At 62.9% G+C, this 22,603-nt stretch carries 24 protein-coding genes; 7 read left to right on the forward strand and 17 right to left on the reverse strand.

Going from position 1 to position 22,603, the window contains the following annotated elements; all coding sequences use genetic code 11:
* Positions 1–35: 35 nt before the first annotated feature.
* A complete protein-coding gene (locus tag B5V03_RS25755; RefSeq protein ID WP_129273178.1) occupies positions 36–2,252 on the forward strand; it encodes an alkaline phosphatase family protein in 2,217 nt (738 codons plus the stop codon).
* A gap of 165 nt (positions 2,253–2,417) precedes the next feature.
* Here B5V03_RS25755 and B5V03_RS25765 read toward each other — a convergent pair whose 3' ends face one another.
* Together B5V03_RS25765 and B5V03_RS25770 are read right to left on the reverse strand one after the other, a co-directional pair.
* A complete protein-coding gene (locus B5V03_RS25765; RefSeq protein WP_129273179.1) occupies positions 2,418–4,040 on the reverse strand; it encodes an ABC-F family ATP-binding cassette domain-containing protein in 1,623 nt (540 codons plus the stop codon).
* Positions 4,041–4,179: 139 nt separating this feature from the next.
* On the reverse strand, positions 4,180–4,641 hold the full coding sequence (locus B5V03_RS25770; protein ID WP_129273180.1) for a GlcG/HbpS family heme-binding protein: 462 nt from the start codon (positions 4,639–4,641) through the stop codon (positions 4,180–4,182).
* A gap of 127 nt (positions 4,642–4,768) precedes the next feature.
* Between B5V03_RS25770 and B5V03_RS25775 the strand changes: the two genes are divergently transcribed.
* Positions 4,769–5,632 carry a LysR family transcriptional regulator gene (locus tag B5V03_RS25775; RefSeq protein WP_245502343.1) on the forward strand — a complete coding sequence of 288 codons (864 nt, stop codon included), beginning with the start codon at positions 4,769–4,771 and terminating at the stop codon, positions 5,630–5,632.
* Between the two features lie 161 nt (positions 5,633–5,793).
* Here B5V03_RS25775 and B5V03_RS25780 read toward each other — a convergent pair whose 3' ends face one another.
* From B5V03_RS25780 to B5V03_RS25790, 3 genes are all read right to left on the reverse strand, one after another.
* Positions 5,794–6,249 (reverse strand): YybH family protein, encoded by a 456-nt coding sequence (locus B5V03_RS25780; protein WP_129273182.1) that lies wholly within the window; start codon positions 6,247–6,249, stop codon positions 5,794–5,796.
* 244 nt (positions 6,250–6,493) lie between these two features.
* Positions 6,494–7,900: an alginate export family protein gene (locus tag B5V03_RS25785; protein ID WP_164988281.1), complete on the reverse strand. Its 1,407-nt coding sequence runs from the start codon at positions 7,898–7,900 to the stop codon at positions 6,494–6,496.
* A gap of 140 nt (positions 7,901–8,040) precedes the next feature.
* Positions 8,041–8,691 carry a hydrolase gene (locus B5V03_RS25790; RefSeq protein WP_129273184.1) on the reverse strand — a complete coding sequence of 217 codons (651 nt, stop codon included), beginning with the start codon at positions 8,689–8,691 and terminating at the stop codon, positions 8,041–8,043.
* A 139-nt stretch (positions 8,692–8,830) separates the two neighbouring features.
* Here B5V03_RS25790 and B5V03_RS25795 point away from each other — a divergent pair, with 139 nt between their 5' ends.
* Positions 8,831–9,733, forward strand: coding sequence for a LysR family transcriptional regulator (locus B5V03_RS25795; protein ID WP_129273185.1), 903 nt, complete (start codon positions 8,831–8,833; stop codon positions 9,731–9,733).
* Positions 9,734–9,837: 104 nt separating this feature from the next.
* Here B5V03_RS25795 and B5V03_RS25800 read toward each other — a convergent pair whose 3' ends face one another.
* The 3 genes from B5V03_RS25800 to B5V03_RS25810 all read right to left on the reverse strand — a co-directional run bounded on the left by B5V03_RS25800 (position 9,838) and on the right by B5V03_RS25810 (position 12,512).
* Positions 9,838–11,118, reverse strand: coding sequence for an amidohydrolase family protein (locus tag B5V03_RS25800; RefSeq protein ID WP_129273186.1), 1,281 nt, complete (start codon positions 11,116–11,118; stop codon positions 9,838–9,840).
* A gap of 248 nt (positions 11,119–11,366) precedes the next feature.
* Entirely contained in the window at positions 11,367–12,026 is a 660-nt protein-coding gene (locus B5V03_RS25805) for an SDR family NAD(P)-dependent oxidoreductase (RefSeq protein ID WP_129273187.1), read from the reverse strand.
* 24 nt (positions 12,027–12,050) lie between these two features.
* Positions 12,051–12,512 (reverse strand): VOC family protein, encoded by a 462-nt coding sequence (locus tag B5V03_RS25810; protein WP_129273188.1) that lies wholly within the window; start codon positions 12,510–12,512, stop codon positions 12,051–12,053.
* Positions 12,513–12,623: 111 nt separating this feature from the next.
* Here B5V03_RS25810 and B5V03_RS25815 point away from each other — a divergent pair, with 111 nt between their 5' ends.
* The gene (locus tag B5V03_RS25815) at positions 12,624–13,508 is read left to right on the forward strand and encodes a LysR family transcriptional regulator (protein WP_129273189.1); all 885 of its coding nucleotides are present in this window, start codon (positions 12,624–12,626) and stop codon (positions 13,506–13,508) included.
* A gap of 57 nt (positions 13,509–13,565) precedes the next feature.
* Here the strand turns inward: B5V03_RS25815 and B5V03_RS25820 are convergent, their stop codons facing one another.
* The 8 genes from B5V03_RS25820 to B5V03_RS25855 all read right to left on the reverse strand — a co-directional run bounded on the left by B5V03_RS25820 (position 13,566) and on the right by B5V03_RS25855 (position 19,887).
* Positions 13,566–14,171, reverse strand: coding sequence for a hypothetical protein (locus tag B5V03_RS25820; RefSeq protein WP_164988282.1), 606 nt, complete (start codon positions 14,169–14,171; stop codon positions 13,566–13,568).
* A 77-nt stretch (positions 14,172–14,248) separates the two neighbouring features.
* Positions 14,249–15,007: a tetratricopeptide repeat protein gene (locus B5V03_RS25825; RefSeq protein WP_129273191.1), complete on the reverse strand. Its 759-nt coding sequence runs from the start codon at positions 15,005–15,007 to the stop codon at positions 14,249–14,251.
* A gap of 213 nt (positions 15,008–15,220) precedes the next feature.
* Positions 15,221–15,925 carry a hypothetical protein gene (locus B5V03_RS25830; protein ID WP_129273192.1) on the reverse strand — a complete coding sequence of 235 codons (705 nt, stop codon included), beginning with the start codon at positions 15,923–15,925 and terminating at the stop codon, positions 15,221–15,223.
* 260 nt (positions 15,926–16,185) lie between these two features.
* The gene (locus B5V03_RS25835; RefSeq protein ID WP_007609497.1) at positions 16,186–16,335 is read right to left on the reverse strand and encodes a hypothetical protein; all 150 of its coding nucleotides are present in this window, start codon (positions 16,333–16,335) and stop codon (positions 16,186–16,188) included.
* A gap of 56 nt (positions 16,336–16,391) precedes the next feature.
* Positions 16,392–17,213 carry a tetratricopeptide repeat protein gene (locus B5V03_RS25840; RefSeq protein ID WP_164988283.1) on the reverse strand — a complete coding sequence of 274 codons (822 nt, stop codon included), beginning with the start codon at positions 17,211–17,213 and terminating at the stop codon, positions 16,392–16,394.
* 32 nt (positions 17,214–17,245) lie between these two features.
* A complete protein-coding gene (locus B5V03_RS25845) occupies positions 17,246–17,932 on the reverse strand; it encodes a substrate-binding domain-containing protein (protein WP_129273193.1) in 687 nt (228 codons plus the stop codon).
* A gap of 19 nt (positions 17,933–17,951) precedes the next feature.
* Positions 17,952–18,653, reverse strand: a complete 702-nt coding sequence (locus B5V03_RS25850) for a GrlR family regulatory protein (protein WP_129273589.1) — start codon at positions 18,651–18,653, stop codon at positions 17,952–17,954.
* A gap of 199 nt (positions 18,654–18,852) precedes the next feature.
* Entirely contained in the window at positions 18,853–19,887 is a 1,035-nt protein-coding gene (locus B5V03_RS25855; protein ID WP_129273194.1) for a glutamine synthetase beta-grasp domain-containing protein, read from the reverse strand.
* A gap of 539 nt (positions 19,888–20,426) precedes the next feature.
* On the opposite strand from B5V03_RS25855, the gene B5V03_RS25865 reads away from it, so the two are divergent.
* A complete protein-coding gene (locus B5V03_RS25865) occupies positions 20,427–20,630 on the forward strand; it encodes a DUF2735 domain-containing protein (RefSeq protein ID WP_129273195.1) in 204 nt (67 codons plus the stop codon).
* 111 nt (positions 20,631–20,741) lie between these two features.
* On the opposite strand, the gene B5V03_RS25870 is transcribed toward B5V03_RS25865, so the two are convergent.
* Positions 20,742–21,068 carry an MliC family protein gene (locus tag B5V03_RS25870; RefSeq protein WP_129273196.1) on the reverse strand — a complete coding sequence of 109 codons (327 nt, stop codon included), beginning with the start codon at positions 21,066–21,068 and terminating at the stop codon, positions 20,742–20,744.
* A 63-nt stretch (positions 21,069–21,131) separates the two neighbouring features.
* On the opposite strand from B5V03_RS25870, the gene B5V03_RS25875 reads away from it, so the two are divergent.
* Both B5V03_RS25875 and B5V03_RS25880 read left to right on the forward strand, forming a co-directional pair.
* Positions 21,132–21,875: a tyrosine-protein phosphatase gene (locus B5V03_RS25875; RefSeq protein ID WP_129273197.1), complete on the forward strand. Its 744-nt coding sequence runs from the start codon at positions 21,132–21,134 to the stop codon at positions 21,873–21,875.
* 24 nt (positions 21,876–21,899) lie between these two features.
* On the forward strand, positions 21,900–22,580 hold the full coding sequence (locus B5V03_RS25880) for an SDR family oxidoreductase (protein WP_129273198.1): 681 nt from the start codon (positions 21,900–21,902) through the stop codon (positions 22,578–22,580).
* Positions 22,581–22,603: the final 23 nt, after the last annotated feature.

Here is a 22,603-nt window from a genome sequence, read left to right on the forward strand (position 1 = left end):
ACAGATTGCGCAACAAAAAAGCATGGGGCGGTCTCGTGAAAAAACTTATCTTCCTGATATCTTCGATATCGCTCGCAGCAACGCTGGCCGGCACGGCTGTGCCTGTTCACGCCGATCAGGATGACAACGGCCGCGATCGCGGTTCCGACAATTTTGGGGATCGCGACCGTGATCGGGGTCATCATCACGGACGCCGATCGCCGCCGGTGGTCCTCATCTCGCTCGACGGTGCCAAGCCCGATTTCATCCAGCAGTTTATCAATGAGGGCGTGCTGCCGCGCGACGGCGGCCTGGCGCGGCTGAGCCGCCGCGGCGCGGTGGCGGTGCAGAACATCACGGCATCACCGTCGCTCACCGCGGTCTCGCATATCGAGATCGCCACCGGCTCGACCGCTGTCCACAACGACATCCCCTCCAACACCTTCCAGGCGATCGTCGGAGCGAGCACATCGAGCCTCAGCGGCTTTGCGGCTCCCATCGGCGGCTATCGCGAGAGCCCGCTCGGGCCTTCGCCGCACCCGACCGCGTCGCCGCTGTGGGTGCAGCTGCGACAGCAGGGCAAGAAGGTGGTCACCGCAACGTGGCCCGGCGGCGACGGCGCCGACATCTCGATCAACGGCGCCGTGGTGCAACCGGCCCAGCCGATCCGCACCACCGACTTCACCGTGCCGTTCGGCGCATTCGGCGGGCTCAGTGCCCAGGGTTTTTCGCTCACCCAGACTGACTTTACCGCCGATCCGGCGGTGGCCGCGGCGCTCCAGGCAGCCGGCCGCTTCTCGTTCAGCCCGGTGCTGGCGACGTCCACGCCGATCGAGACGTTCTCATGCGCATCGGCTTCGACCGCAACCTGCACCAGCGGGGCAACGCAGGACCTCAAATATGCGATCCGCGTTGCGGCGCTCGACACCACCAATGACAACAAGGTGAACTACGACACCCTGGTCTTCTTCGATGCCACGCGCGGCATCACGGCGGGACCGTTCGCGCCGCCGGCGACGGGACCGGCCTATGCCAAATTCGGCGGCGAGAACGCGCCGTTCTTCTTCGACGGCAGCGGGGCGAAGGTTGGCACTGCGTACTTCGTCTCGCAGCTCGCGCCTGATCTCTCGGTGGTGCGCTTCGCCCGTTACGGGGCCAACTTCATTCCGCGCAATGCACCGGTGCTGGCCGATGTCGACGACATCAACAATAGCATCGGGTTCTGGCGTCCGCAGGCTGATTTCCGCATTCCGGAGCGGCTGAGCCCGGGCTTCACCAACTTCCCCGACGTCGAGATCGAGGCGATGTTCGAGGACATGGTCAAGACCTTCGTGCGCTATCAGGCCGATATCGGCGAGCGCGCGATCAAGAACCATCCCGACGCCGACCTCGTGATGGTCTATATCGAACAGCCCGACGGCTCCGAGCACCAGTTCCTGCTCACCGATCCGCGCCAAGGCACCAATCCGAAGGACCCCAACTCGACCGGCGCCAACCAGGACCCCGCCAAGGTCGCGCGCTACGCATCCTATATCCGCTTCGCCTATCAGACGGCGGACAAGGCCGTGAAGCGGATCACTGAGGCGGCGGGCGAGGACAGCAATGTCATCGTGGTGTCCGACCACGGTTTTGCGCCGTTCCACACCTCGGTCAGCATGACCAACATTCTGAAGAATGCCGGCATCGACACCACCAAACTGGCGATCCGCACCTCGGGTCCCGCCGTCAACATCTACGTCAACCTGCAGCAGCGCGAATCCGGCGGCACTGTCGATCCCGCCACCTACGCAGCGCTGGTCGCGCAGATCACCGATGCCGTGAAAAATGCGGCCGATCCCAACCCGAAGTTCAACGGCTCACTCGAGGGCGGGAAACTCTTCACCGTGGTCGAGACCCGTCCGCTCCAGTGCGAGGCCGGCATCGGTCAGTGCACCAGCAAGACCATCGGCCAGGATTTTGGCGATGTGTTCGCGCTGATGGCTCCGGGCTACAATTTCGACGGCATCCAGAGCCCCGGCGTCGCCCGGCTCGGCGATGCCGCGTTCAGCGCGGCGACGACGACGTTGTCGATGCCCAATTTCTACGGGGCCCACGGCCACGATCCAAAACTGCCGGTGATGAGCGCAACCTTCATCGCCGCCGGCCCGCGAATCCGCGACAACACCACGATCCGCCGCATGCGCAATCTCGACGTGGCCCCGACCATCATGCAGATCCTGGGCGTCAGGCCGCACGGGGTCGATGGTGAGGTGCTGCACGAGATCCTGCGGTAGAGAGATCACGCGAAATCCGGGCTACGCGGCCGGATCTCGTAGGGTGGGCAAAGCGCGGCGTGCCCACGATCTGCCGCAGATCAGAACGAGATGGTGGGCACGGCGCAAGTGCGCCTTTGCCCATCCTACGAGAGCTGAGTCGTTGCGGGGTCCGCAGGCCCAGCGCTAGCTCCGCAACCCCGGCGCTTCCTGCCCGGTCCGCGCGACATACTCCGTGTAACCGCCGCCGAACTGGTGGATGCCCTCCGGCGTCAGCTCCAGCACGCGGTTCGACAGCGTCGCCAGGAAATGGCGGTCATGCGAGACGAACAGCATGGTGCCCTCGAAATCCGACAGCGCCGTGATCAGCATTTCCTTGGTGGCGAGATCGAGATGGTTGGTCGGCTCGTCCAGCACCAGAAAATTCGGCGGGTCGAACAGCATCTTTGCCATCACGAGCCGCGCCTTCTCGCCGCCCGAGAGCACGCGGCAGCGCTTCTCGACATCGTCGCCGGAGAAGCCGAAGCAGCCGGCGAGCGCGCGTAGGGAGCCCTGCCCTGCGGTCGGAAACTGATCTTCCAGCGACTGGAACACGGTGCGTTCGCCATCGAGCAGATCCATCGCATGCTGGGCGAAATAGCCCATCTTGACGCTGCCGCCGACCGCGACCGTGCCCTGATCCGGCTCACTCGCACCCGCAATCAGCTTGAGCAGCGTCGACTTGCCGGCGCCATTGACGCCCATCACGCACCAGCGCTCCCTACGGCGGATCATGAAATCCAGCCCGTCATAGATCCGCTTGCTGCCATAGCCCTTGTGGACACCCTTGAGCGCCACGACGTCCTCGCCCGAGCGCGGTGCCGGCAGGAAGTCGAAGGCAATCGTCTGGCGGCGGCGCGGCGGCTCGACCCGCTCGATCTTGTCGAGCTTCTTCACCCGGCTCTGCACCTGGGCCGCGTGCGAGGCGCGTGCCTTGAAGCGCTCGATGAACTTGATCTCCTTGGCGAGCATCGCCTGCTGGCGCTCGAATTGCGCCTGCTGTTGCTTCTCGCTCAGCGCGCGCTGCTGCTCGTAGAACTCGTAATTGCCGGCGTAGGTCGTGAGCGAGCCGGAATCGATCTCGACCACTTTCGAGATCACGCGGTTGATGAACTCGCGGTCATGCGAGGTCATCAGCAGCGTGCCTTCGTAATCGTGCAAGAACTTCTCGAGCCAGATCAGGCTTTCCAAATCGAGATGGTTGCTCGGCTCGTCGAGCAGCATGACGTCGGGACGCATCAGGAGAATGCGGGCGAGCGCCACGCGCATCTTCCAGCCGCCCGAGAGTTTTCCGACGTCGCCGTCCATCATCTCCTGGCTGAAGCCGAGGCCGGACAGGGCTTCGCGCGCACGGCCGTCGAGCGCGTAGCCGTCGAGCTCTTCGAACGCGTGCTGCACCTCGCCATAGCGCGCGATGATCTCGTCCATCTGGTCGGCCTTGTCAGGGTCGGCCATCGCGGTTTCGAGCTCGCGCAACTCGGCCGCGACCTCGCTGACGGGGCCGGCACCATTCATCACCTCGGCCACGGCGCTGCGGCCGGACATCTCGCCGACGTCCTGGTTGAAATAGCCGATGGTGATGCCGCGATCGGTCGAGACCTGCCCCTCGTCGGGCAGTTCCTCGCCGGCGATCATCCGGAACAGGGTGGTCTTTCCGGCGCCATTCGGGCCGACGAGACCGATCTTCTCGCCCTTGTTGAGGGCGGCCGAGGCTTCGATGAACAGGATCTGGTGGCCGGCTTGCTTGCTGACGTTGTCGAGGCGGATCATGGGGTCTTTTTGGGGGGATTGTTGCGTTGCAGCGTCATAGGCCATGTAGGCCCTGAGGGGAAGCCCGGCGCGGTACGGATCCCTGTCGCCGCCGCCCAACTCCCGCAATCCGCCCCGAGACTTAATAGCCCTTGAAGCGTCAGGCACCGAAAGCCGCAAGACCTGCCGCGGCGACTTGCGCATCCTGGGTCGACTGCATGCCCGAGACGCCGATTGCTCCGACCACCCTGCCCTCGCGCAGGATCGGAACGCCACCTTCCAGAGGCGTCAGGTTGGTCATGCCCAGCAGTCGCCAGTGAAGGCCGCCATCCGCCAGCGCGGATTCGAAGGCCCCTGTGGGCCGCCTGAAATCGACGGCGGTCTGTGCTTTCTGTTGCGCAACGACCACGCTGCCATGCTGCGCCTGATCGAGGCGGTACAACAGCACGAGATGGCCGCTGCTGTCGGCAATGGCGATCACCATGGGCCAGCCATGACGCTGCGCTTCGGCACGCGCCGCATCGGCCACGCGCGTCGCCTCATCGAGCGCGATTGGGGCGCCGTAGAGCGGCGTCAGGGCCGCCAGAGGGACATTGACCGCACAGGAATCCGGTTTCGTCATGACAAGCTCCAAATCATCGGGAGCCCATTCACAACACATCACACTTATGATGATAATATTCGACGCTATGGATATATTATCTCACTTTTCAGGAGAATGACCGCTGGCCTCACTTGCAGACTATGCGGTGTTTCTGGCCGTCATTGACGAGGGGAGCCTGACGTCCGCGGCGACCCGTCTCGGCAGATCGCTGCAGTCGGTCAGCCGTTCGCTTGCGCGGCTCGAGGACGACCTTGGCGTGGAGCTCGTCTCGCGAACGACGCGGCGCCTGCATCCAACGCCCGCGGGCCTCGAATTTGCCGGCCGCATCCGCCTCGCGCTCACGACCATCGACGCCGCGCGTGAAGATCTGCTCGCCACCGACCGGCGACTTGCCGGCACCATCCGCGTGGGCACATCGAGCCTCTTCGGCCCCGAATATGTGGCTCCCGTCCTGAGCCAATTCCTGACGCGGAATCCCGAAATCGACATCGAACTCGTCCTGTCCGACGAGCGTGTCGACCTCGTCGCCGGGAAGCTCGATTTTGCTGTTCGCATCGGCAACTTGCCGGACTCGAATTTGCGGATTCGACGGCTCGGTGGACTGAGCTGGGCCGTGTTCGCTTCGCCGGTCTATCTCGCCGCTTATGGTAGTCCAGAGCATCCGCAAGACCTATCCGGTCACGCGTGCGTATTGCGGGCGAGCGATGACGACCGCTGGGCCTTTGGCGACAAGAGGCAGCGCATCGAAGTCCACGGTCGGTTTCGGTCGGAAAGTGCCGCAGCACGCAACGCGGCCGTCGCATCCGGCTTCGGCATCGGGCTCGCTCCGCTCTGGCAGGTCCGCAGGCTCATCGATCAGGGGGTCGTCGAGCAAATCCTTGTTGGCCACGAGCCGCCGCCAATCCCGCTCCAGATTGTCTGGCCCAAGCGAGGCGCCGGCGCGATGCCTCGACGGGTCCGCGCCGCCATCGAATTCCTCGTCGCGCGGCTTTCCGTCCTGCGGATATGACGGCCGTCGCACCCCGCGAATTGACGCTCACGCCCTTCCATCAGCCCGCCTGGCTGCAGGCTGGCCGCCCCCGCCGCGCCGGGCGCGGGCGGAGCGGCGGCACCGGGGTGCCGCCGGCTTTGCCAACCCCTCCTTGGTCAGCCACTCCGCATGCGTCGCCCCTATCGGCGAGGCGGGAGCGTCGTCGAGAAGCAGTAACGAGCGATCTGCCACTCGCCGTCATCGCCCTTTTGGAAAACGAACAGTTCGTGGTTGGCGTCGGGGTCGCGCTCTCCGGTCGCGAGCGCAATCACGAACCCGGTCGAGTTCGTCCGGACAAACGCCCATTTCGGTGCGACTTGCACGATCTCTTCGATCCGCAGCTCAACATCGAATGTCATCGATTGAAATATGCCATTATAGGCAGCATGGATCGCGTCGGTGCCAATCGACGATGGGCTATGCTGGGGCATGAAGACAGCATCAGATGAAAATAGGGTCATCACCTTGTCAGCATCCGAGGTGTTGAGAGCCGCCTCGTAGGCCTGCAATACCTGTTCGATCCCGTGACGATCCGCGTCAGCCTGTGCTGAAGCGACATTTGCGGTTTCGCCCGGGGTTTTCATGAGCTTCTTCATCAATTTGCATTCCAGTTTTGTTTGAATGGTTGTTTGCTATACGGGCGTATATCGCTTCCGGTGACCGGAGTAGCCGGAGGACATGCGAAGCTGTGTCGCCGTTTCCGGAACGCTGCGCCATCAAGGAAGGTGAGCAGAGGGTGCGGGTCGAGTAACTCCTCCGCTTTTTGGCATGTCCAAGACCTGGCATGTCCAAGACCTGGCATGTCCAAGGCCCGCCCAAGATGAGGCGATGGTTTCATAGTCAGAATCTGTAGTTCGCCATGATGCCAAGCATCCTTATGGTCTGCGCCGGCCCGGTTTCCCGGATGAACGTCCCCGCCTCGAACGCGCTCACCGATGCCGTCACATTAAGTTCCGGCGTTGCCTGCCAGGCGACGGTCAGTTCAATCTGTGTGCCGATAAAGCGCGCCGTGCTGTCCCGGCCGCTTCGCACGACATTGCCCGCAACTCCGTAAACGCCGTCGGCCACACTCTGCCGCCAATAAGCCGCGCCCGTCAGCGACACCGCAACGTCCGTGTAGGGCACCACCGTTACGCCCGGCCGCGCACGTATCAAATTCCGGGGCCCGATCGGAGACAGCGCTCCAAAGTATTTGCCGCGAGGAAAGAGAGGATTGAAGGTCCCAAGGCGCTGATCGCGCGGGTTGTCATCGCCCGAGATGACTTCAGACAGGAAGCTGAAATCCGGCGTCGTGGGAACGTTCAGAAAACGGTAGCCAACTTCGCCTCCTATTCCCCAGCCGGTCCGGGGGTGGCCTGCGAAATGTCCCCCCTGAAGCGCGCCTTCGATATTCCAATGCCAGGATCCCTTATCTCCAAAGACCCTGCTTCCAAAGGTGTGAACGATCTCTTTGCCCGTGCCCTGGTCATAGACCGCAGCGTTGTCGCGCAAACCCAGATAGAACGCATCGATGCCGATCGCGCGTTTAGCGTCCAGCCATTGGGTCGCATAGACACCCCAAACAGCTTTCTGCCGCGAGCTGCGATCGTCGAAATCCCCCGGCCCGTTGTCGACAGGGTGATAGTATAGAGCCGTGACCTGGCGGAATTGACTCGTCAGTGTCGCGTCAGCGCCCTCAAAGGCTTGGGGAATATTGACACCGTAACGCGTATCTATGAAGCGGCCTGCTCCCAGCGACACCAGCTTGCGTCCCATCGACAAGCTCAGCGACATGCGTTCCGTGACATCCATCCGGAGCTCGCCGAACGCCTGAAGCATATCCGTACCAGTCGTATCGACGGGGCGCGTTGGGCGGTCAACGCCTGAGATTGAAGATACGATGGGCTGCGCAAAAAATCGGACCGCGCCCATGTGAAGGTCGGCATAAGGCATAAAGCGATGCCAGATGTAAGCATCGTTTGGCGCCGATCCCCAATTCACATTGGCATAGCCCTCATAGCGAGAGCGGGCTTCCATTCCTGTCACGAGATACGTCGATCGATTATCGTCGAGCGCAATGTACTTGAACGGCTCTGTCCAGTGACCCGTGCGCGAAACGGGATCTGCGAGATAAATCCAGTCCTCGTTGTAACGCTCGTTGGTCAGTGTCGGTGCACGTCCGAGACCTGTTCCGACCTGCGCCTGCGCAACAAGCGGCGTGGCGGCAAGCGCCGTCGCCAGCGCAACGCTCTGCTTGACGATCCGCAAGCGCGCTCGGCCGGAGCGACGGCAGGGACGCCTTTGCAGGCTTTTGAAAATGAGAGCAGGTTCTGTCGGAGTGACGAGGTCCGATACCGATAGGTTCTTTACACGACGCATACTGCACGCACCTCGTCACCCCGCTCGAGTTAAGCCTGAGATGGCGCTGGCGTTTTCAGGAGCTGCTGCTCCCACAGATAAGCGATGCCGGTGCCGCCGAGGTGCGAGATCAACACCTCGGTGAGCGCTTCGACGTGCTCGGTGCGCGCCCAGTCGCGCTGCCATTCGCCAGCCAGGGCCATCCAGGTCATCGGATTTGCGCCGGCCGCGATCATCCGCTGGATCGCAACCTCATGAGACTCGGTCGAAACGCCGCCCGACGCGTCCGTGATCACGGTCACGTCCCAACCTTCGCCGGCAGCTTGAATGACAGGCATGGCAACGCAGACTTCGGTCCACAGGCCTGCGATGATCAGCTGCTTGCGGCCGGTGGCCTTGACCAGGTCCACCACCTTCTTGTCCTCCCAGGTGTTCACCCAGGTCCGATCGATCACCTCCTGGCCCGGGAATACATCCGTGATCTGCTTGAAGAGAACGCCACCGCGTTCCGCGAGCACGCTGGTAAGGATCGTCGGAACATTGAACGCCTTCGCAAGCTTCGCCAGAGCGGTCACATTGTTGACCACGGCCTGCGGGTCGTGACTGTTCACGTTGGTAAGCTGAAAAGCCTGATGATCGATAAGAACGAGAACCGAGTCCTCGGGACGAAGAAGTGAAGATAGGCCATTGCGGAGTTTCATGAAAACCTTCTGCTGTTAGCGATTGGACAGGTGCTCGCGCCGTGCTGCGATACCGTGCGGAGGTTGCCAGCATCGCTTACGATCCGGTAGAACCGCCCCTAGGCACACTGTGTCGCGAAATCAGGAACGGGCGATTGTTTTGGAAATCGAAGACCTGCGTACATTTGTCGAGGTTGCCGCAGCGGAGGGCATAACGCCGGCCGCGCACCGGCTTGGCGTGTCCAAGTCTATCGTCAGCAGGCGTCTCACGCGGCTGGAAGAAGAGCTCGGCGTTCAATTGGTGGCCCGCACAACGCGTGGCGCTGGTCTGACGGAAGCCGGAATCACGTTCCGAGACTACGCAGCCAGGATCTGTGCCGAGATTGATCTGGCGAAAGAGACAATCCTGCCAACCGGCAGTCTCCGCGGTCGGCTGCGCATCGCCGCTCCGCTTTCCTTCGGCCCGCTACATTTTGCCCCAGTATTCGCAGAAATGGCGCGACGCCACCCGGATCTGCATATCCACGCCAGCTACACCGACAGGTTCGTGGACTTGATCGCAGAGGGCTTCGATTGCGCGGTTCGTGTTGGGCGCCTTCCAGACTCCAATTTGCTGGCACGGCGGGTAGGCCCCATTAACGGACGATTTGTCGCAAGTCCGGAGTACATCAAGAAGCACGGATCGCCCGAAACGCCAGAGGAGCTTCTAGATCACGAGACACTCATGCAGGGAACCGAGCCGTGGCAAGTGATGGATGGGAACAAGACCATTACAATCAATCCGCAGGGCAGGTTCAAAGCAGACAATGGAGCAGCTCTTGCGGCCGCGGCTCTTGCGGGAATAGGTGTCGCTATGCTGCCAGACGGACTCATGACCGAGCATCTCGCTTCAGGCGCGCTTGTCCCGGTCATGACGCGCTATCCAATCACGCCTGCGGCTGTTTACGTCGTGCGGCCAGCGGGGCAACAGCAGCCGTCGCGGAAGATACGTCTACTGACCGAGTTGCTGATCGAATGCTTCGGGCAGGATCCGCACGCTACGAGGGCTGAGCAGCGCGAGTGATATTCGGGGCGGTGCGCGCCCTTCGCATCAGCTTGAGCGAAGCCGCCAGCCGCAGGCTGTGCTTGCCGGCCAGTGCAATGCCTTCGAGCTCGCCGGTCGGCCCTCTACCTCACTGCGAACGGCGCCTGGTACGGCCGGCCGAAGGGCACACCGTTGATGACGGTCTGGATCGGCTTGAGCTGAGCCGTCCCATCTCGCTTGTTGTTGCGCGTGTCGACGAAGCTGACCGGACCCTCCACCAGTTCCATGATCGCGACGTCGGCGGGCGCACCGATCTGCAGCGTGCCGATTTTCGGCGCGCGATTGATGATCTTCGCCGGCGCTGTCGTCGCCATTGCAACCACCTGCTCCAGCGTGAACCCAAGCGTCATGAACTTGCTCATCACGTTGGGCAGGAAGGGCATGCCCGGCGAATTGCCGGAGAAGACGTGGATGTCGGAGGAGATGGTGTCCGGAGTGCATCCACCGGGGATCGCGACGTCCGCCACGGTGAAATCGAAGCTGCCGCCGCCATGACCGACGTCGAACAATACGCCGCGCTGCTTGGCCGCCAGAGCCGCAGGCAGCAACCTGCCCTCCTGAACGATATTCGTGAAGACGTTGGACATGTTCGGGGCGCCTGAATAGGCATGCGTCAGCACGTCGCCGGGCCGCAGCAGGTCCAGAATCTGCGACATCAGCTCCTTGGACTCGACGCCGCCGATATGCACCATCATCTTCGCCGGCCAGCCGCACATCTCGCAGGCCAGGATCCCGCGCTTGAGCGGCTCGAGCCCGTGCTTGAAGATCACGTTCTCGGACATGCGCACCTTGACCCCGAGGAGGAAGTCCGGGTTCTCGGCGAGCGCCATCGCGCAGGCTTCGGTCTGCGCGATGTCGATGTTGTAGAGCTCGGCGACCGGGAACGCCGACAGGCCGTTATTGGCGATGTGAACGAAGGCATACATCCGCGCCCGCGTCTGGGCCACGATGAAGCGGCGCAACGCGGCGAGATTGTTGACGCCGGCATCGCCCGCCGACACGACGGTCGTCGTGGCCTGGAATTGCACCAGTTCGTCCGGGGGAATGCCGATCGCCGAACCGTAGGGGTAGACGTGACAATGCAGATCGATGAGGCCCGGCATCACGAGCTTGCCGGACGCCTCGATGCTCTTCAGCGCACGCTCGGCCGGGATGGTCTCCTGGACGGCTTCGATCATGCCCCAGCGGATACCGATATCGCGCCTGGCGCGCAGTGACTGGCTGGGGTCGAGGACCTCTCCCCCGCGGATCACCAGATCGTATTTGTCGTTCGGCCCCATCGCGGCTCGCGCCGGCGCGGCGAGGCCGACGGCTGCGGCTGATGTCGAAAGTGCCAGGAAATCGCGGCGTGACAACGCGGACATGATGCCCCCTGTGATTTTTTCTCGTTCGACGGCATATCGGCGGACGGCTCGATGTGTCCGTTCCAAATGCGTGCAATAGGACCGCAGCCGCTTCGCCGCGAACAATCCAATCCTATGACTGCTCACCGGCGCCGAGGAGCCACAAAATATTCCGGGATGCATGAACCTTCGAAGACAAATGTCGACTAAGCGAACGTCGCGCCGATCAGGCCATATGCGGATTGACCACCTTTCCGCGATGAAAGGCCCTATTCGGCCAAAGCAGCGGGATAGACAGTTTCCCACACATCGGCCGCACCGTTGGCAAGCGACCAGAAGCCATCCGCTACGCCGTCGGCCTCGGCCGAATGTGGAGTGATCAAGGTTGCGACGGTCATCATTGCGATACGAACATTGCGCTTCGCGAGCTGGGGCGCGATCGCTTGCACGACGTTTCGCAGCGCGGCCTTTCCCATGCCGAGGCTGGCGTAGCTGTGGTGCGGGGTCGTCGCGAGGCCACCTCCCGTGACGAGAATTGTTCCGCCGCGCTTATCGAACAGTTCCGTCGCCGCACGAATCGCATGGAGCCCACCTGCAACATTGACGGCAAGATCGTTCAGCACATCGGCATCGGTCATGGTGAACAGGTCTTGCCGGCGCACGAATGCGGCGTTGTAGAGCACTCCTGTCAGCCCGCCCGATATCCGGTCGGCATTACGGACCGCAGAACGCATGGCTTGCGCGTCGGTAGCGTCGAGGACGATCCCGTGGGCGGCGATACCTTTGGCGACGAGTTCGGCCACCAGCGGATCAAGATTGCGCGGGTTGCGGCTGGCCATAACAATGGTCCAGCCCTCGTGGCCAAAGCGTTCGGCGGTGGCCTGGCCGATGCCAGGCCCAGCGCCGATGATGAATAGTGATTTGGACATTTCAGTTACCTTTCGCTGGAGCCGTCAGACCAACACTTCAGCCAGCTCGATCAAATTGCCGAATGGATCGCAGAAAAAGGCCAGCTTGCGGCTGATGGCCGGCAGGACGAACGGTTCGGTGACGATGGTGACGCCGCGCGCACGCAGCTTGGCGACGGTCTGTTCGACGCTGTCGACGTTCAGACAGAAGTGGTGGTAGCCGCGGTATTTCAGACTGTCGGCCAGATCCGTGTACGGCCGCACGTCCGTAGGCGCCGGCTCTCCCCCGCCGAGGATCTCGACATAGAAGCGATCGTCGTTGGCTGGCGCGATGTAGGCGAGTTTCTCGTCGGCATAGTCCCATGTCGCGACAACGCGAAAGTCGAGCTTTTCGACGTAGAAGGCCAGCGCGCTTGCAAGGTCGGGTGTGCGCACGGCGACGTGGTGCCCCTTCATATCGGCAAAGGGCGAGTTGGCGTTGTTCGCGGGAGGAATGAAATCGGCCATGTGCATCTCCTTTCGTGGCCGGCATCAGCGCCGGACATCGCCAAAGTGGCCGATCAACGTGCCCTTGATTAGGTAGATAATCTTGAAGATAATGCTGAGCAGGATTCAGCAATGAGAGCGACTGACCTTAGCGAACTGGCGGCCTTCGATGCCGTCGCCCGACATCGCAGTTTCCGCCGTGCCGGCGAGGAACGGGGTGTGACCGCATCCGCGATCAGTCATGCCGTGTCCAGTTTGGAGGCCCGGCTCGGCATCCGTCTTCTCAACCGCACCACGCGAAGTGTGTCAGTGACAGACGCGGGCGCCATGCTGATGGCGCGGCTTTCTCCAGCCTACGCCGACATCGGTTCGGCCCTGGACAGCCTGAACCAGTTTCGAGACACACCGTTCGGCAAGGTGCGCATCAATGTGCCCTCGTCCATCGCATCCTTTGTCGTCGGTCCGGTCTTGAAGCCGCTTCTGGTCAACAATCCGAGCCTTCAACTCGAGATCGTCGCGACCGATCGCCTCGTGGACATCGTTGAAGAAGGTTTTGATGCCGGAATACGCTTAGGGGAAAGTCTCCGGGATGGCATGACTGCCGTGAAGATCAAGACGCGATTGCGCTTCGCGGTCGTGGGCTCGCCGAGCTACTTCAGAGCGCGCCCAATTCCAAAATCCCCGCATGACCTAAAGCATCATACCTGCCTCCAAAACCTGTACCCCAGCGGAGCGCGATATGCCTGGAGCTTTGCCAAAGGCGGCAAGGAAGTGGAATTTCAGCCGACCGGCCCGTTATCGCTGGATGACCACGCTCTCATGCTCAAAGCCGCACTTGATGGTATTGGCCTGGCTTATCTTTGGGAAAACTATGCTCTTCGAGCGATTTCCGAAGGCAAGCTGGTCCGCGTGCTGGACGCATGGTGCCCGCCTGAAGATTGGATCTATCTGTACTATCCCGCCCGAAAGTATCTGTCTGCAGGCTTGAGGGCGGTGATTACCGCACTTAGAGCTTAGGCTCGCAGCCGACTCGCTCGCATGACGCCGTGAAGCATGAACGCTGCTGGCGGCCCTTCAATTCGTCGTGGTCTTGCCGCCGCGCATGGACACGAGCTTGTCCTCACGAAATCGGAGAATGAGCCATGCGGTCTCTTCGAAACCGTCTGCGAGCTTTCCCTCGTGAGAATACACCATCTGAGCCGCTTCCGACTTCGATGGCGGTCCCAGCGCCGTGACCACCTCCAGACGCGACATACCCAAATGCAGCTTGCCGTCGAAGGCGACGGGCGCAAACTTTTTCGGGATGGTGGCGCAATCGGTCGAGGTCTCGGTGTCTTGTTCGGTGAGCTCTTCAACGATCTCTGTGACGAGATGGTCCGGGCCGCCCATCTCTCCGCTGGACACGACCCACAGTCGATGCTGCGCGCGCCGATAACACAGCCAGTAGATGCTGGCTCCAGCGTCGCCCTGGTGTTGGATGGCCCCTTCGCCAACGGCTTCGCGGACCGCGCCGAGCCGCGTCTCCTCGAAGCGGCCGCCGAATGCGCCCAGCGAAAAGCGGGTCGCCAATCTCTTCACGACCGTCGGCGGCACGCGCTCGAACGCATGTTCGTCGACCGGCGGCGGCGGTGTCTGCGCGGAGCAGTCGCCCGCGGGGATCGCGAAAAGGAGAAGCAGCAAGAAGAGCGTCTTTCGACCAACAATTCCGAATTGCGTTACATTGGAGATTGAGCCCGTCTGCATAGCTCACTTGCTCATCATTTTGTGCTCAAAGCTTTCTTCACTCGCCCGATCGCTTCCGGGGCGTGGGGATCCTGCGGATCAAGTTTGGAAGCTGTGTCATAATCCACCAACGCCTTTTGGAGATCGTGCTTCGCTTCCCAGGTCGCAGCGCGATTGAAGTGGGCCGGCGCAGATTTCGGGTCAAGGCGGATTGCCTCGGAGTAGTCCGCGAGAGCGCGGTCGAGATCGCCCTGGTCGAAATACGCGTTGCCGCGGTGGGCATAGGGCAGAGCGGCCCCACCGGCTATCGTCGCTGGATCCAGCCGGATCGCTTCGGTGTAGTCTTCGATAGCCCGGTCAGAGGCGCCCTTGGCATTGTACGCTGCGCCGCGGTTGGTATAAGCACTTGCGAATTTGGGATTGAGCCGGATCGCCTCGTTTTGGTCGGCGATGTCGCGGTCCAGGTCGCCCTTCTGGCGGTATGTGATACCGCGGTTGTTGTATGCTGGCGCATATTGCGGATCCAGCCGGATCGCTTCGGAGTAGTCCGCGATGGCGCGGTCGGGGTCGCCCTCCTGGTAGTACGCGGCGCCACGGTTGTTGTAGCTGATCGCAAGATCACGACCGTGCCAGCGGCCCGAATTGATGTCGCGCGTACAGGCCGCTATGGCGCGGTCGCCCGATCGCTTGGCGCAAATATCAGAGTCGTCTGCGGCAGGAACCATCAGTAATCCTGCCAGAGCCGCCACGGCCAGGCCCGAGAACAACCATTTAACTGATGAACTCATCTGCATCGGCTGCGATTTCCGCACGTGGGTCGGAGCGCCGGGGATAGCCGATCGCTATTCCCCGAACCCTTCCGACCCTTCGTCGGGATCACAATTCAAATGGTTCATCCACGAACTTGGTCGGCTTTCGATCCGGGTCACTTGCCGAAATTGGCACGGGCGAAGCGTAAGGCCGGCTTCAGTTCACGAAGCGGACTCCTTATGCCGACGAATGTGCACCTAAGCCCTTCGCATGAGCTTGAGCGAGGCCGCCAGCCGCAAGCTGCGCTTGCCGGCAAGCGCAATGCCCTCCAGTTCGCCGCTGTCTTCCGTGCAAGTCCCGGAGAAGCCGATCCCGACCTCATAGCCGCCGAACACGGGGTTCTCGCCTTTCGCCGGCGTGTGCTCCTGGTTCAGCATCTCGCCCTTCCAGCGACCATCCGCCGAGGAATAGGAGCCGAGATAGTAGAAGAACGCATCGCCGCCGAGGATGCGGCCGTCGATCAGCAGCATCACGCCGGAGAGCCCGGCATCGACGCCGTCGAGCGCGCGCAGGCTCATTCCGTAGAGGCCGTTGGCGATGCCACCCGGGCCGACCGTGCCGCTCGGCGGCAGCGCCTCGTCGTCGAGTGGCGTGAGGTTGGCCCAGAACCGCGCACCCGGCATGGTGTTGGCGCCGCCCTCGAGACGGATCTGGTTGCCGTACAGCCGCCCGCGCGCGCCGATCGAGGCGACATCGGCGCCCATCAGCGGCTTGTAATTGGGATCGAAATTATGCCGCTCGGTGATGACCTCGGCGACGATCTCGTCGCCCTGCTCGGCATAGGTGCCGAGATGCGCAAAGCCCGAATTGCCGCCGAGCATCTTGCCGTCATGCAGGCACATGATGCTGCAGCCGAACGCATCGTTGACGCCGTATTCAACCTTGTACAGTCCGTCCAGCAACGCAATGAGCCCACAATATCGGAAAAGAATCGCTGGCTACCTAGCACCGACAGCGCATCCAAACCATCCGGCTTTTCCGCGCAGGGGCCGCCCGCGGGAGCCTTCGCTGCATGATGACATCATGCTCCTGTTTTGCCCGACGGGTCAAGCCGAATTCGTAAAATCCGTAATTTTTACGATTCCACTGTGATTTCAATGCGCCGTCTACTGTGCATGGGGTTGTTTTCGCAATTTTGGTTTGCGGGGCCCGCTGAGAGGCGTCAGTGACGCTTGAAATACTGCACCTCGCGCTCGTGCTTTTCGGCCGCCGCGCGGCTTTTGAAGGTGCCGAGGTTGCGCCGCTTGCCAGTCTTCGGATTCACCTTGCGTGAATAGAGCCGGTATTCGCCGGATGCGAGCTTGCGGATCATGATCGCGCCTCCTGCTTGTCGTGGATCAACGGCCTGCATTCAGGCCGGTTCCTCGCTCAGAAGCACAGCGTGGTGACGAGCTTGCCCTGCTTGTCCTTGATCGCATAGGGGCAGCGCAGCCGCTCCAGCGCCGCCTTGGCGTCCTCGTCGCCGAGCGCGGCGGCGCGTTCGTAATAGGCCTTTGCGGCGTCCTTGTCCTTCGCCCCGCCGCGGCCCTCCTGCGCGAAGGCGCCCATCCGTTCCAGCGCACCGGGATGGTTTTGCGCCGCCGCCTTCTCGAACAGCGCGCGCGCTGCGACGTCATCCTTTGCGCCGCCGGTGCCTTCGGAGAGCATCAGGCCGAGCTGGTACTGCGCCTCTGCGTTGGTCTCGGCGGATTTGCCCAGCAGCGCGCGGGCCTGCGCGGGATCGGCGGGCGCGCTACCTCCTGCACCGCCGAGGGCGGCAAGGTTGCTGACGCCGCGGGGATTGCCTGCCTGCGCCGCCTTCTCGAACAGTTTGCGCGCCTGCGCCTCGTCCTTCGCAACGCCGGAGCCGGTGCCGTAGAGCACGCCGAGCTCGACCATGGCCGCGCTCGATCCCTTGTCGGCTGCCTTGCGCCAGGCGGCGATCGCCTCCGCCGTCTGCCGGTTGGCCGCATAGGCGCGCCCGAGCGCGAACATCGCGCGCCGCGACGATGGTGCCGCCTGCTTGCAGAATTTTATCGCGGTCGCGATATCGGAAGCCGTGATTTCCGGCACGCCCTTCACATCGGCCGGCTTGTCGGGATCGCTGGGATCGGCGGCGACACGGTCGCACAGGACGAGGTCGGCCGATTGCGCATGCGCCGTAACAGGCACGGCAAGCGCGAGGATGATGGCAAGGAGATAAGTCCGCATGGACACCACGTTGCGTCCGCGTGCCGGCGATTTCAAGGCTCGAGTCCCGATTGGCGCAGCACCGGCACGACCTCGGGCGAAGCCAGATAGCGCAGCAGCCGATCGGCCGCGACGGCGTTGTTCGCGTTAGCCATGCGACCGGCGGAGAACACGGCCGGTGTCTGCAAATCGAGCGGGATCGGGCCGACGACCTCGATGCCCTCGACCTGCTTCAGCTCGCTGATCTGCTGCACGGCAAGGTCAGCTTCACCGCTGACGAGCCGCTCCGCGGTAAAACCTTGCTCGACGATGGTCGCCTTGGCGTTGATCTCATCCGCGATCCCCATCCGCACGATCAACTGGGCAAAATACACCCCGCTCGCGCCCAGCCGCGAATAGGCGACCGACCGCGCCGCCAGCAGCGCCCCGCGCAGCGCGGCTTCGGTTGCGATATCGGGATGCGGCTGCCCTGCCCGCACGGCGATGCCGACGAAGGAGCGCGCCAGATCGGCTGCGCCCTCGGCGATCACGCGGCCCTCGCCGATCATCTCGTCGAGCCCCTCGCGCGTCAGGATCACCAGATCGGCGGCCTCGCCGCCGCGCAGGCGCTTGAGCAGCGCCAGGGTCGGCGCGAAGCCGGCATCGACGTGAATGCCGCTCGCCGCCTCGAAGGCGAAGGACAGGCTGCGCATCGCGCCCATCAGGCCCAGGGTCGAGAGCATGCGAATGGTGTTTGTCATTTGTCTTTCCGGATAACGATCAGGCGCGGTGCATCAGCTTGAGCGCGGCGGTCAGGCGCAGGCTGCGCTTGCCGGCGAGCGCCGTTGCCTCCAGCACCGCCTCTTCGCCGTCATAGCTGCCGGAGAAGCCGATGCCGACCTCGTGGCCGCCAAAGATCGGATCGTCCTTGGCCGGCGTGTGTTCCTGATTGAGGATCTGGCCCTTCCAGCGGCCATTCGTGGCGGTGTAGCTGCCGAGATAGTAGAACGAGGCGTCGCCGCCAAGGATGCGGCCCTGGTTGAGCAGCATCACGCCGGTGAGACCGCCATCGACACCGTCGAGCATGCGCAGGTGAACTGAGTAGAGGCCATCGGCGATACCGCCCTCGCCGACACCGCCGGCGATCGGCACCTCGTCTTCCCTGATCGGTGTCATCACCGACTGGAACGGCACGCCCGGCAGCTCCTTGAGCTCGCCCTTGAAGCGATAGAGATCGCCGTCGGGCCAGCCTTTCGCCAGCAAAGTCGCATCATCGGTGCCGGCCATGGCGCGGTAGGTCGGATCGGGATTGTGGCGCACGGTCTTGATGACGATGTCGACGCCGGATTCGGTTCTCTCATAGGTGCCGATATGGGCGAAGGCCGAATTGCCGCCCAGCATCTTGCCATTGCCGGCATGCATCACGCTCCGGCCGACGGCGTCGCCGAGCTGAAATCTCGTCTTGTAGAAGCCTTCAAACACCAGCCGTGTCCCCGGCCCCGCGCGCATCCAACGATACTCTATCCCGGTTTGGCCGGCGATGGACAGACGGCAAGCCGGCATGGCCGGCAGACCCACGACAACGACTGTCATCAAAATGCAAAAATCCGCCGGAGCCTCTCGGCTCCGGCGGATTGAATGCCAACCCGGGCCAGCCCCCTAGCCCGGGCCGGGAGGATCTTTAAGCCGCGGCCTTCTTGTCAGCCGGGACGGACGCGATCGTCTTCAGGATCTGCGAAGCGATCTGGTATGGGTCGCCCTGCGAGTTCGGACGGCGGTCTTCCAGATAGCCCTTGTAGCCGTTGTTGACGAAGGAGTGCGGAACGCGGATCGAGGCGCCGCGGTCGGCAATGCCGTAGCTGAACTTGTTCCACGGCGCGGTCTCGTGCTTGCCGGTCAGACGCTTGTCGTTGTCCGGGCCGTAGACGGCGATGTGGTCCATCAGGTTCTTGTCGAAGGCGGCCATCAGCGCCTCGAAATACTCCTTGCCGCCGACCGTACGCATGTACTCGGTCGAGAAGTTGGCGTGCATGCCGGAGCCGTTCCAGTCGGTGTCGCCGAGCGGCTTGCAGTGGAACTCGATGTCGACGCCGTACTTTTCGGTCAGGCGCAGCATGAGGTAGCGGGCCATCCACATTTCGTCAGCGGCCTTCTTGGAGCCCTTGCCGAAGATCTGGAATTCCCACTGGCCCTTCGCGACTTCCGCGTTGATGCCTTCGTGGTTGATGCCGGCCGCGAGGCAGAGGTCGAGATGCTCTTCCACCATCTTGCGGGCGATATCGCCGACGTTCGAATAGCCGACGCCGGTGTAGTACGGGCCCTGCGGCGCCGGATAGCCGGAGGCCGGGAAGCCGAGCGGACGGCCGTCCTTGTAGAAGAAATATTCCTGCTCGAAACCGAACCACGCGCCCTCGTCATCGAGGATGGTCGCACGCTTGTTGGTCGCGTGCGGGGTCTTGCCGTCGGGCATCATGACTTCGCACATCACCAGCACGCCGTTGGTGCGGGCGCCGTCCGGGAACACCGCGACCGGCTTCAGCACGCAATCGGAGCTGTGGCCTTCGGCCTGCTGGGTGGAGGAGCCGTCGAAGCCCCAGAGCGGAAGCTGCTCGAGCGTCGGGAACGACGCGAATTCCTTGATCTGGGTTTTGCCGCGCAAGTTCGGAGTCGGCGTATATCCGTCGAGCCAGATGTACTCGAGCTTATACTTGGTCATTGAGCCTCTCTGTAGATGATGCGAAAGGTGGGGGCCCGGAGGCCCCCGCACGATTGTTTACCCGGCCAACATCGGCCGACCCTTTCCAAGCATTTTGCGTGCCAAAAGGCCGCAGCGCGGGAGGTTATCCACCGCAGCCAGGGCCTCCCCGCCATAGGCAAACCGTCCACAGCGGCATGCGTCATAGAAGCGCACCTTCCCGTGAAGCTGCACTGCAAAAATCCCGCGGAAAACGCTCGATTCTGGAGCAGATGGTGCGTTGCCAGAGGTTGCCGATGAAACGCGCATCAACGTCCGGCAATTTTCGCAAAGTCTTCTGCCCCCGCCCGCAACCTTCGCAATGGCCCAAGCGTTAGTCATCGACGTGGTGCCTTGGAGGATGCAGGCGGCTTACTGCCTACAAAATGAGCTGAAATTGATTTCCTTTTCAGCACTTTGCATTTCGGCGTCTGCGGCCGATATGGGGATTCCAGTAACCACAATCGAACGAGTCGGGCGCACCATGGAGGTTAAGCGCTTTGGCCCGAGGAGATACCGAAATGATGAACAATGGACTGAGTCAGGGATCGGCAACGATCTATCAATTCCCTGCCGGGGGCCGCGCGGCTCTCGCAGGACGCCGCTACGGTGAGGCTCGCCCTCCTGCCGACCGCCTCTCGCTCCCCGTGAACGAGACGATCTGCAGTGGCAGTTGGTACCACCAGGAAGCGGTCGATGAGGCCAAGCCGAAATGGGATCGCTGATGCCTGCGTTTGGTTTGATACCCCGGCGCTCTCACACGCGCCTGGCGGCAATTTGAAAAAGGGTCGAAACAACGAGGTTTCGGCCCTTTTTGATTCGTGTTGTCCTTCCGGCTAGAGGCCGGGCTTGTCGGCCACGGCGCAGGCCGTCACCGGCCGCTTCAGATGCTTGACCGTCGTGGCCCCGCTGTTGGGGATCCTCAGTGTGATTCCCGCCCCCGAATAGCGCGCGCCGGAAACCGCCAGCCGCTTGGCAAGTGTCACAGGCTCGCCGTCGATCTGGAGGAAGGCGCGCTTGTCGTCGTCATAAAACCCGACGATGAACTGCGTACCATCGGCGCAGCGATAGGTCCGGAACGTCTGCGCATCGGCCTGCCGCGCGCCGAAAATTCCGCCCGCCAGCATGGTGATCGCCAAAACAATGGCCTTGTGTCGGTTCATGATCGCCCCCTGTAATAGCCCGCCGGCAACATAACAAAAGCTGATCCGATGCAAGACTCCTCTGTGCAAGACTCCCCTCTCCGTCATCTCGCCCTGCAAGGCGCCAGCAATTTTCGCGACCTCGGCGGCTACCCGACCGCCGACGGCCGTACCACGCGCTGGCGCCACATCTTCCGCTCCAACCATCTCGGCCAGCTCACGGCTGCCGACATCGAGATCGTCCGCGCGCTCGGGGTGCGAAGCGCATTCGACTTTCGCGGCGTCGAGGAACGCGCGGCCGGTGTCTGCGTGGTGAACGAGATCACGGTGCACTCGCTGCCGATCGAGCCGACCGTCGTGGCCGGGCTGCGCGCCGAGCTCGCCAGGGGCACGCTGACCGCACCGGTCGCGCTCGAGCTCATGCGCGAGTCCTATCGCAATTATGTCCGCCACAACACGCACAGCTTTTGCGCGCTGTTCGGCCATCTGCTGGAAGACCGCGCGCCGCTCGTGATCCATTGCACCGCCGGCAAGGACCGCACCGGCTTTGCCAGCGCGCTGATCCTGCATGCACTGGGCGTGGCCGATGACGTCATTGCCGAGGACTATCTGTTGACCAACCAGCACTACAGGCGCGATGCGACAGCCGCCACCGACCTGCCCGAGGACGTCCGCAACGCCATCGGCAACGTCGAGGCCTCTTACCTCGCCGCGGCGTTCGAGGCCGTCAGCAAGGACTATGGCGATCTCGAAACCTACTTGCGCGACGGGCTCAAGCTCGGCACATCGGAGCAGACCGCACTGAAGGCGCGTTATCTGCAATCGTAAGCGACGCTGCCTGGGAGAACGATGATGCAAGGCAAAGTTTTGATCGTGACAGGCGCCCTCGGCGCACTTGGAAAAGTCGTCGCCGAGACGGCGCGGTCGCGCGGCGCGCGCATTGCCGGCATCGATCACGCGCCCTCGCAAATCTCCGCGACGCCTGAAAGCATCGAGATCAGCGGCGTCGACCTGTCCGACGCGACGCAGGCGAAGACGGCCATCGAGGCGGCCGCAAAGCACTTTGGCAGGCTCGACGCACTGATCAACATCGCCGGCGGCTTCGCCTTCGAGATCGTCGGCGACGGTGACTTCACGACGTGGCAGCGCATGTATGCGCTTAACGTGCTGACCGCGCTCAATGCCTCGCGCGCGGCGCTGCCGCATCTCGCCGTCTCCAAGGCAGGCCGCATCGTCAACATCGGCGCCATGGGCGCGCTCCAGGCGGGCTCCGGCATGGGCCCCTATGCAGCCTCGAAGGCGGGCGTGCATCGCCTCACCGAGGCGCTGGCGAGCGAGTGGAAAGGCAAGGTCACGGTGAATGCTGTGCTGCCCTCGATCATCGACACCAAGGCCAACCGCGCCGACATGCCGAAGGCGGACTTTTCCAAATGGGTGACGCCGCAGGAGCTGGCGGAGGTGATCCTGTTCCTCGCCAGCGATGCAGCGAGCGGTGTCACCAGCGCGCTGATCCCCGTGGGTGGGCGGGTGTAGGCTCTGTCGCCGCGCACCTTTTC

It is taken from the genome of Bradyrhizobium betae (assembly GCF_004123905.1).
Lineage (GTDB): Bacteria > Pseudomonadota > Alphaproteobacteria > Rhizobiales > Xanthobacteraceae > Bradyrhizobium > Bradyrhizobium betae_A.

Coding starts and splice junctions, on each gene's coding strand:
- B5V03_RS25855 (WP_129273194.1), bottom strand. CDS start 19,887: ATGACCAAGTATAAGCTCGAGTACATCTGGCTCGACGGATATACGCCG.
- B5V03_RS25765 (WP_129273179.1), bottom strand. CDS start 4,040: ATGATCCGCCTCGACAACGTCAGCAAGCAAGCCGGCCACCAGATCCTG.
- B5V03_RS25835 (WP_007609497.1), bottom strand. CDS start 16,335: ATGATCCGCAAGCTCGCATCCGGCGAATACCGGCTCTATTCACGCAAG.
- B5V03_RS25780 (WP_129273182.1), bottom strand. CDS start 6,249: ATGAAGAAGCTCATGAAAACCCCGGGCGAAACCGCAAATGTCGCTTCA.
- B5V03_RS25770 (WP_129273180.1), bottom strand. CDS start 4,641: ATGACGAAACCGGATTCCTGTGCGGTCAATGTCCCTCTGGCGGCCCTG.
- B5V03_RS25880 (WP_129273198.1), top strand. CDS start 21,900: ATGCAAGGCAAAGTTTTGATCGTGACAGGCGCCCTCGGCGCACTTGGA.
- B5V03_RS25810 (WP_129273188.1), bottom strand. CDS start 12,512: ATGGCCGATTTCATTCCTCCCGCGAACAACGCCAACTCGCCCTTTGCC.
- B5V03_RS25790 (WP_129273184.1), bottom strand. CDS start 8,691: ATGAAACTCCGCAATGGCCTATCTTCACTTCTTCGTCCCGAGGACTCG.
- B5V03_RS25825 (WP_129273191.1), bottom strand. CDS start 15,007: ATGCAGATGAGTTCATCAGTTAAATGGTTGTTCTCGGGCCTGGCCGTG.
- B5V03_RS25870 (WP_129273196.1), bottom strand. CDS start 21,068: ATGAACCGACACAAGGCCATTGTTTTGGCGATCACCATGCTGGCGGGC.
- B5V03_RS25865 (WP_129273195.1), top strand. CDS start 20,427: ATGATGAACAATGGACTGAGTCAGGGATCGGCAACGATCTATCAATTC.
- B5V03_RS25800 (WP_129273186.1), bottom strand. CDS start 11,118: ATGTCCGCGTTGTCACGCCGCGATTTCCTGGCACTTTCGACATCAGCC.
- B5V03_RS25815 (WP_129273189.1), top strand. CDS start 12,624: ATGAGAGCGACTGACCTTAGCGAACTGGCGGCCTTCGATGCCGTCGCC.
- B5V03_RS25805 (WP_129273187.1), bottom strand. CDS start 12,026: ATGTCCAAATCACTATTCATCATCGGCGCTGGGCCTGGCATCGGCCAG.
- B5V03_RS25840 (WP_164988283.1), bottom strand. CDS start 17,213: ATGCGGACTTATCTCCTTGCCATCATCCTCGCGCTTGCCGTGCCTGTT.
- B5V03_RS25845 (WP_129273193.1), bottom strand. CDS start 17,932: ATGACAAACACCATTCGCATGCTCTCGACCCTGGGCCTGATGGGCGCG.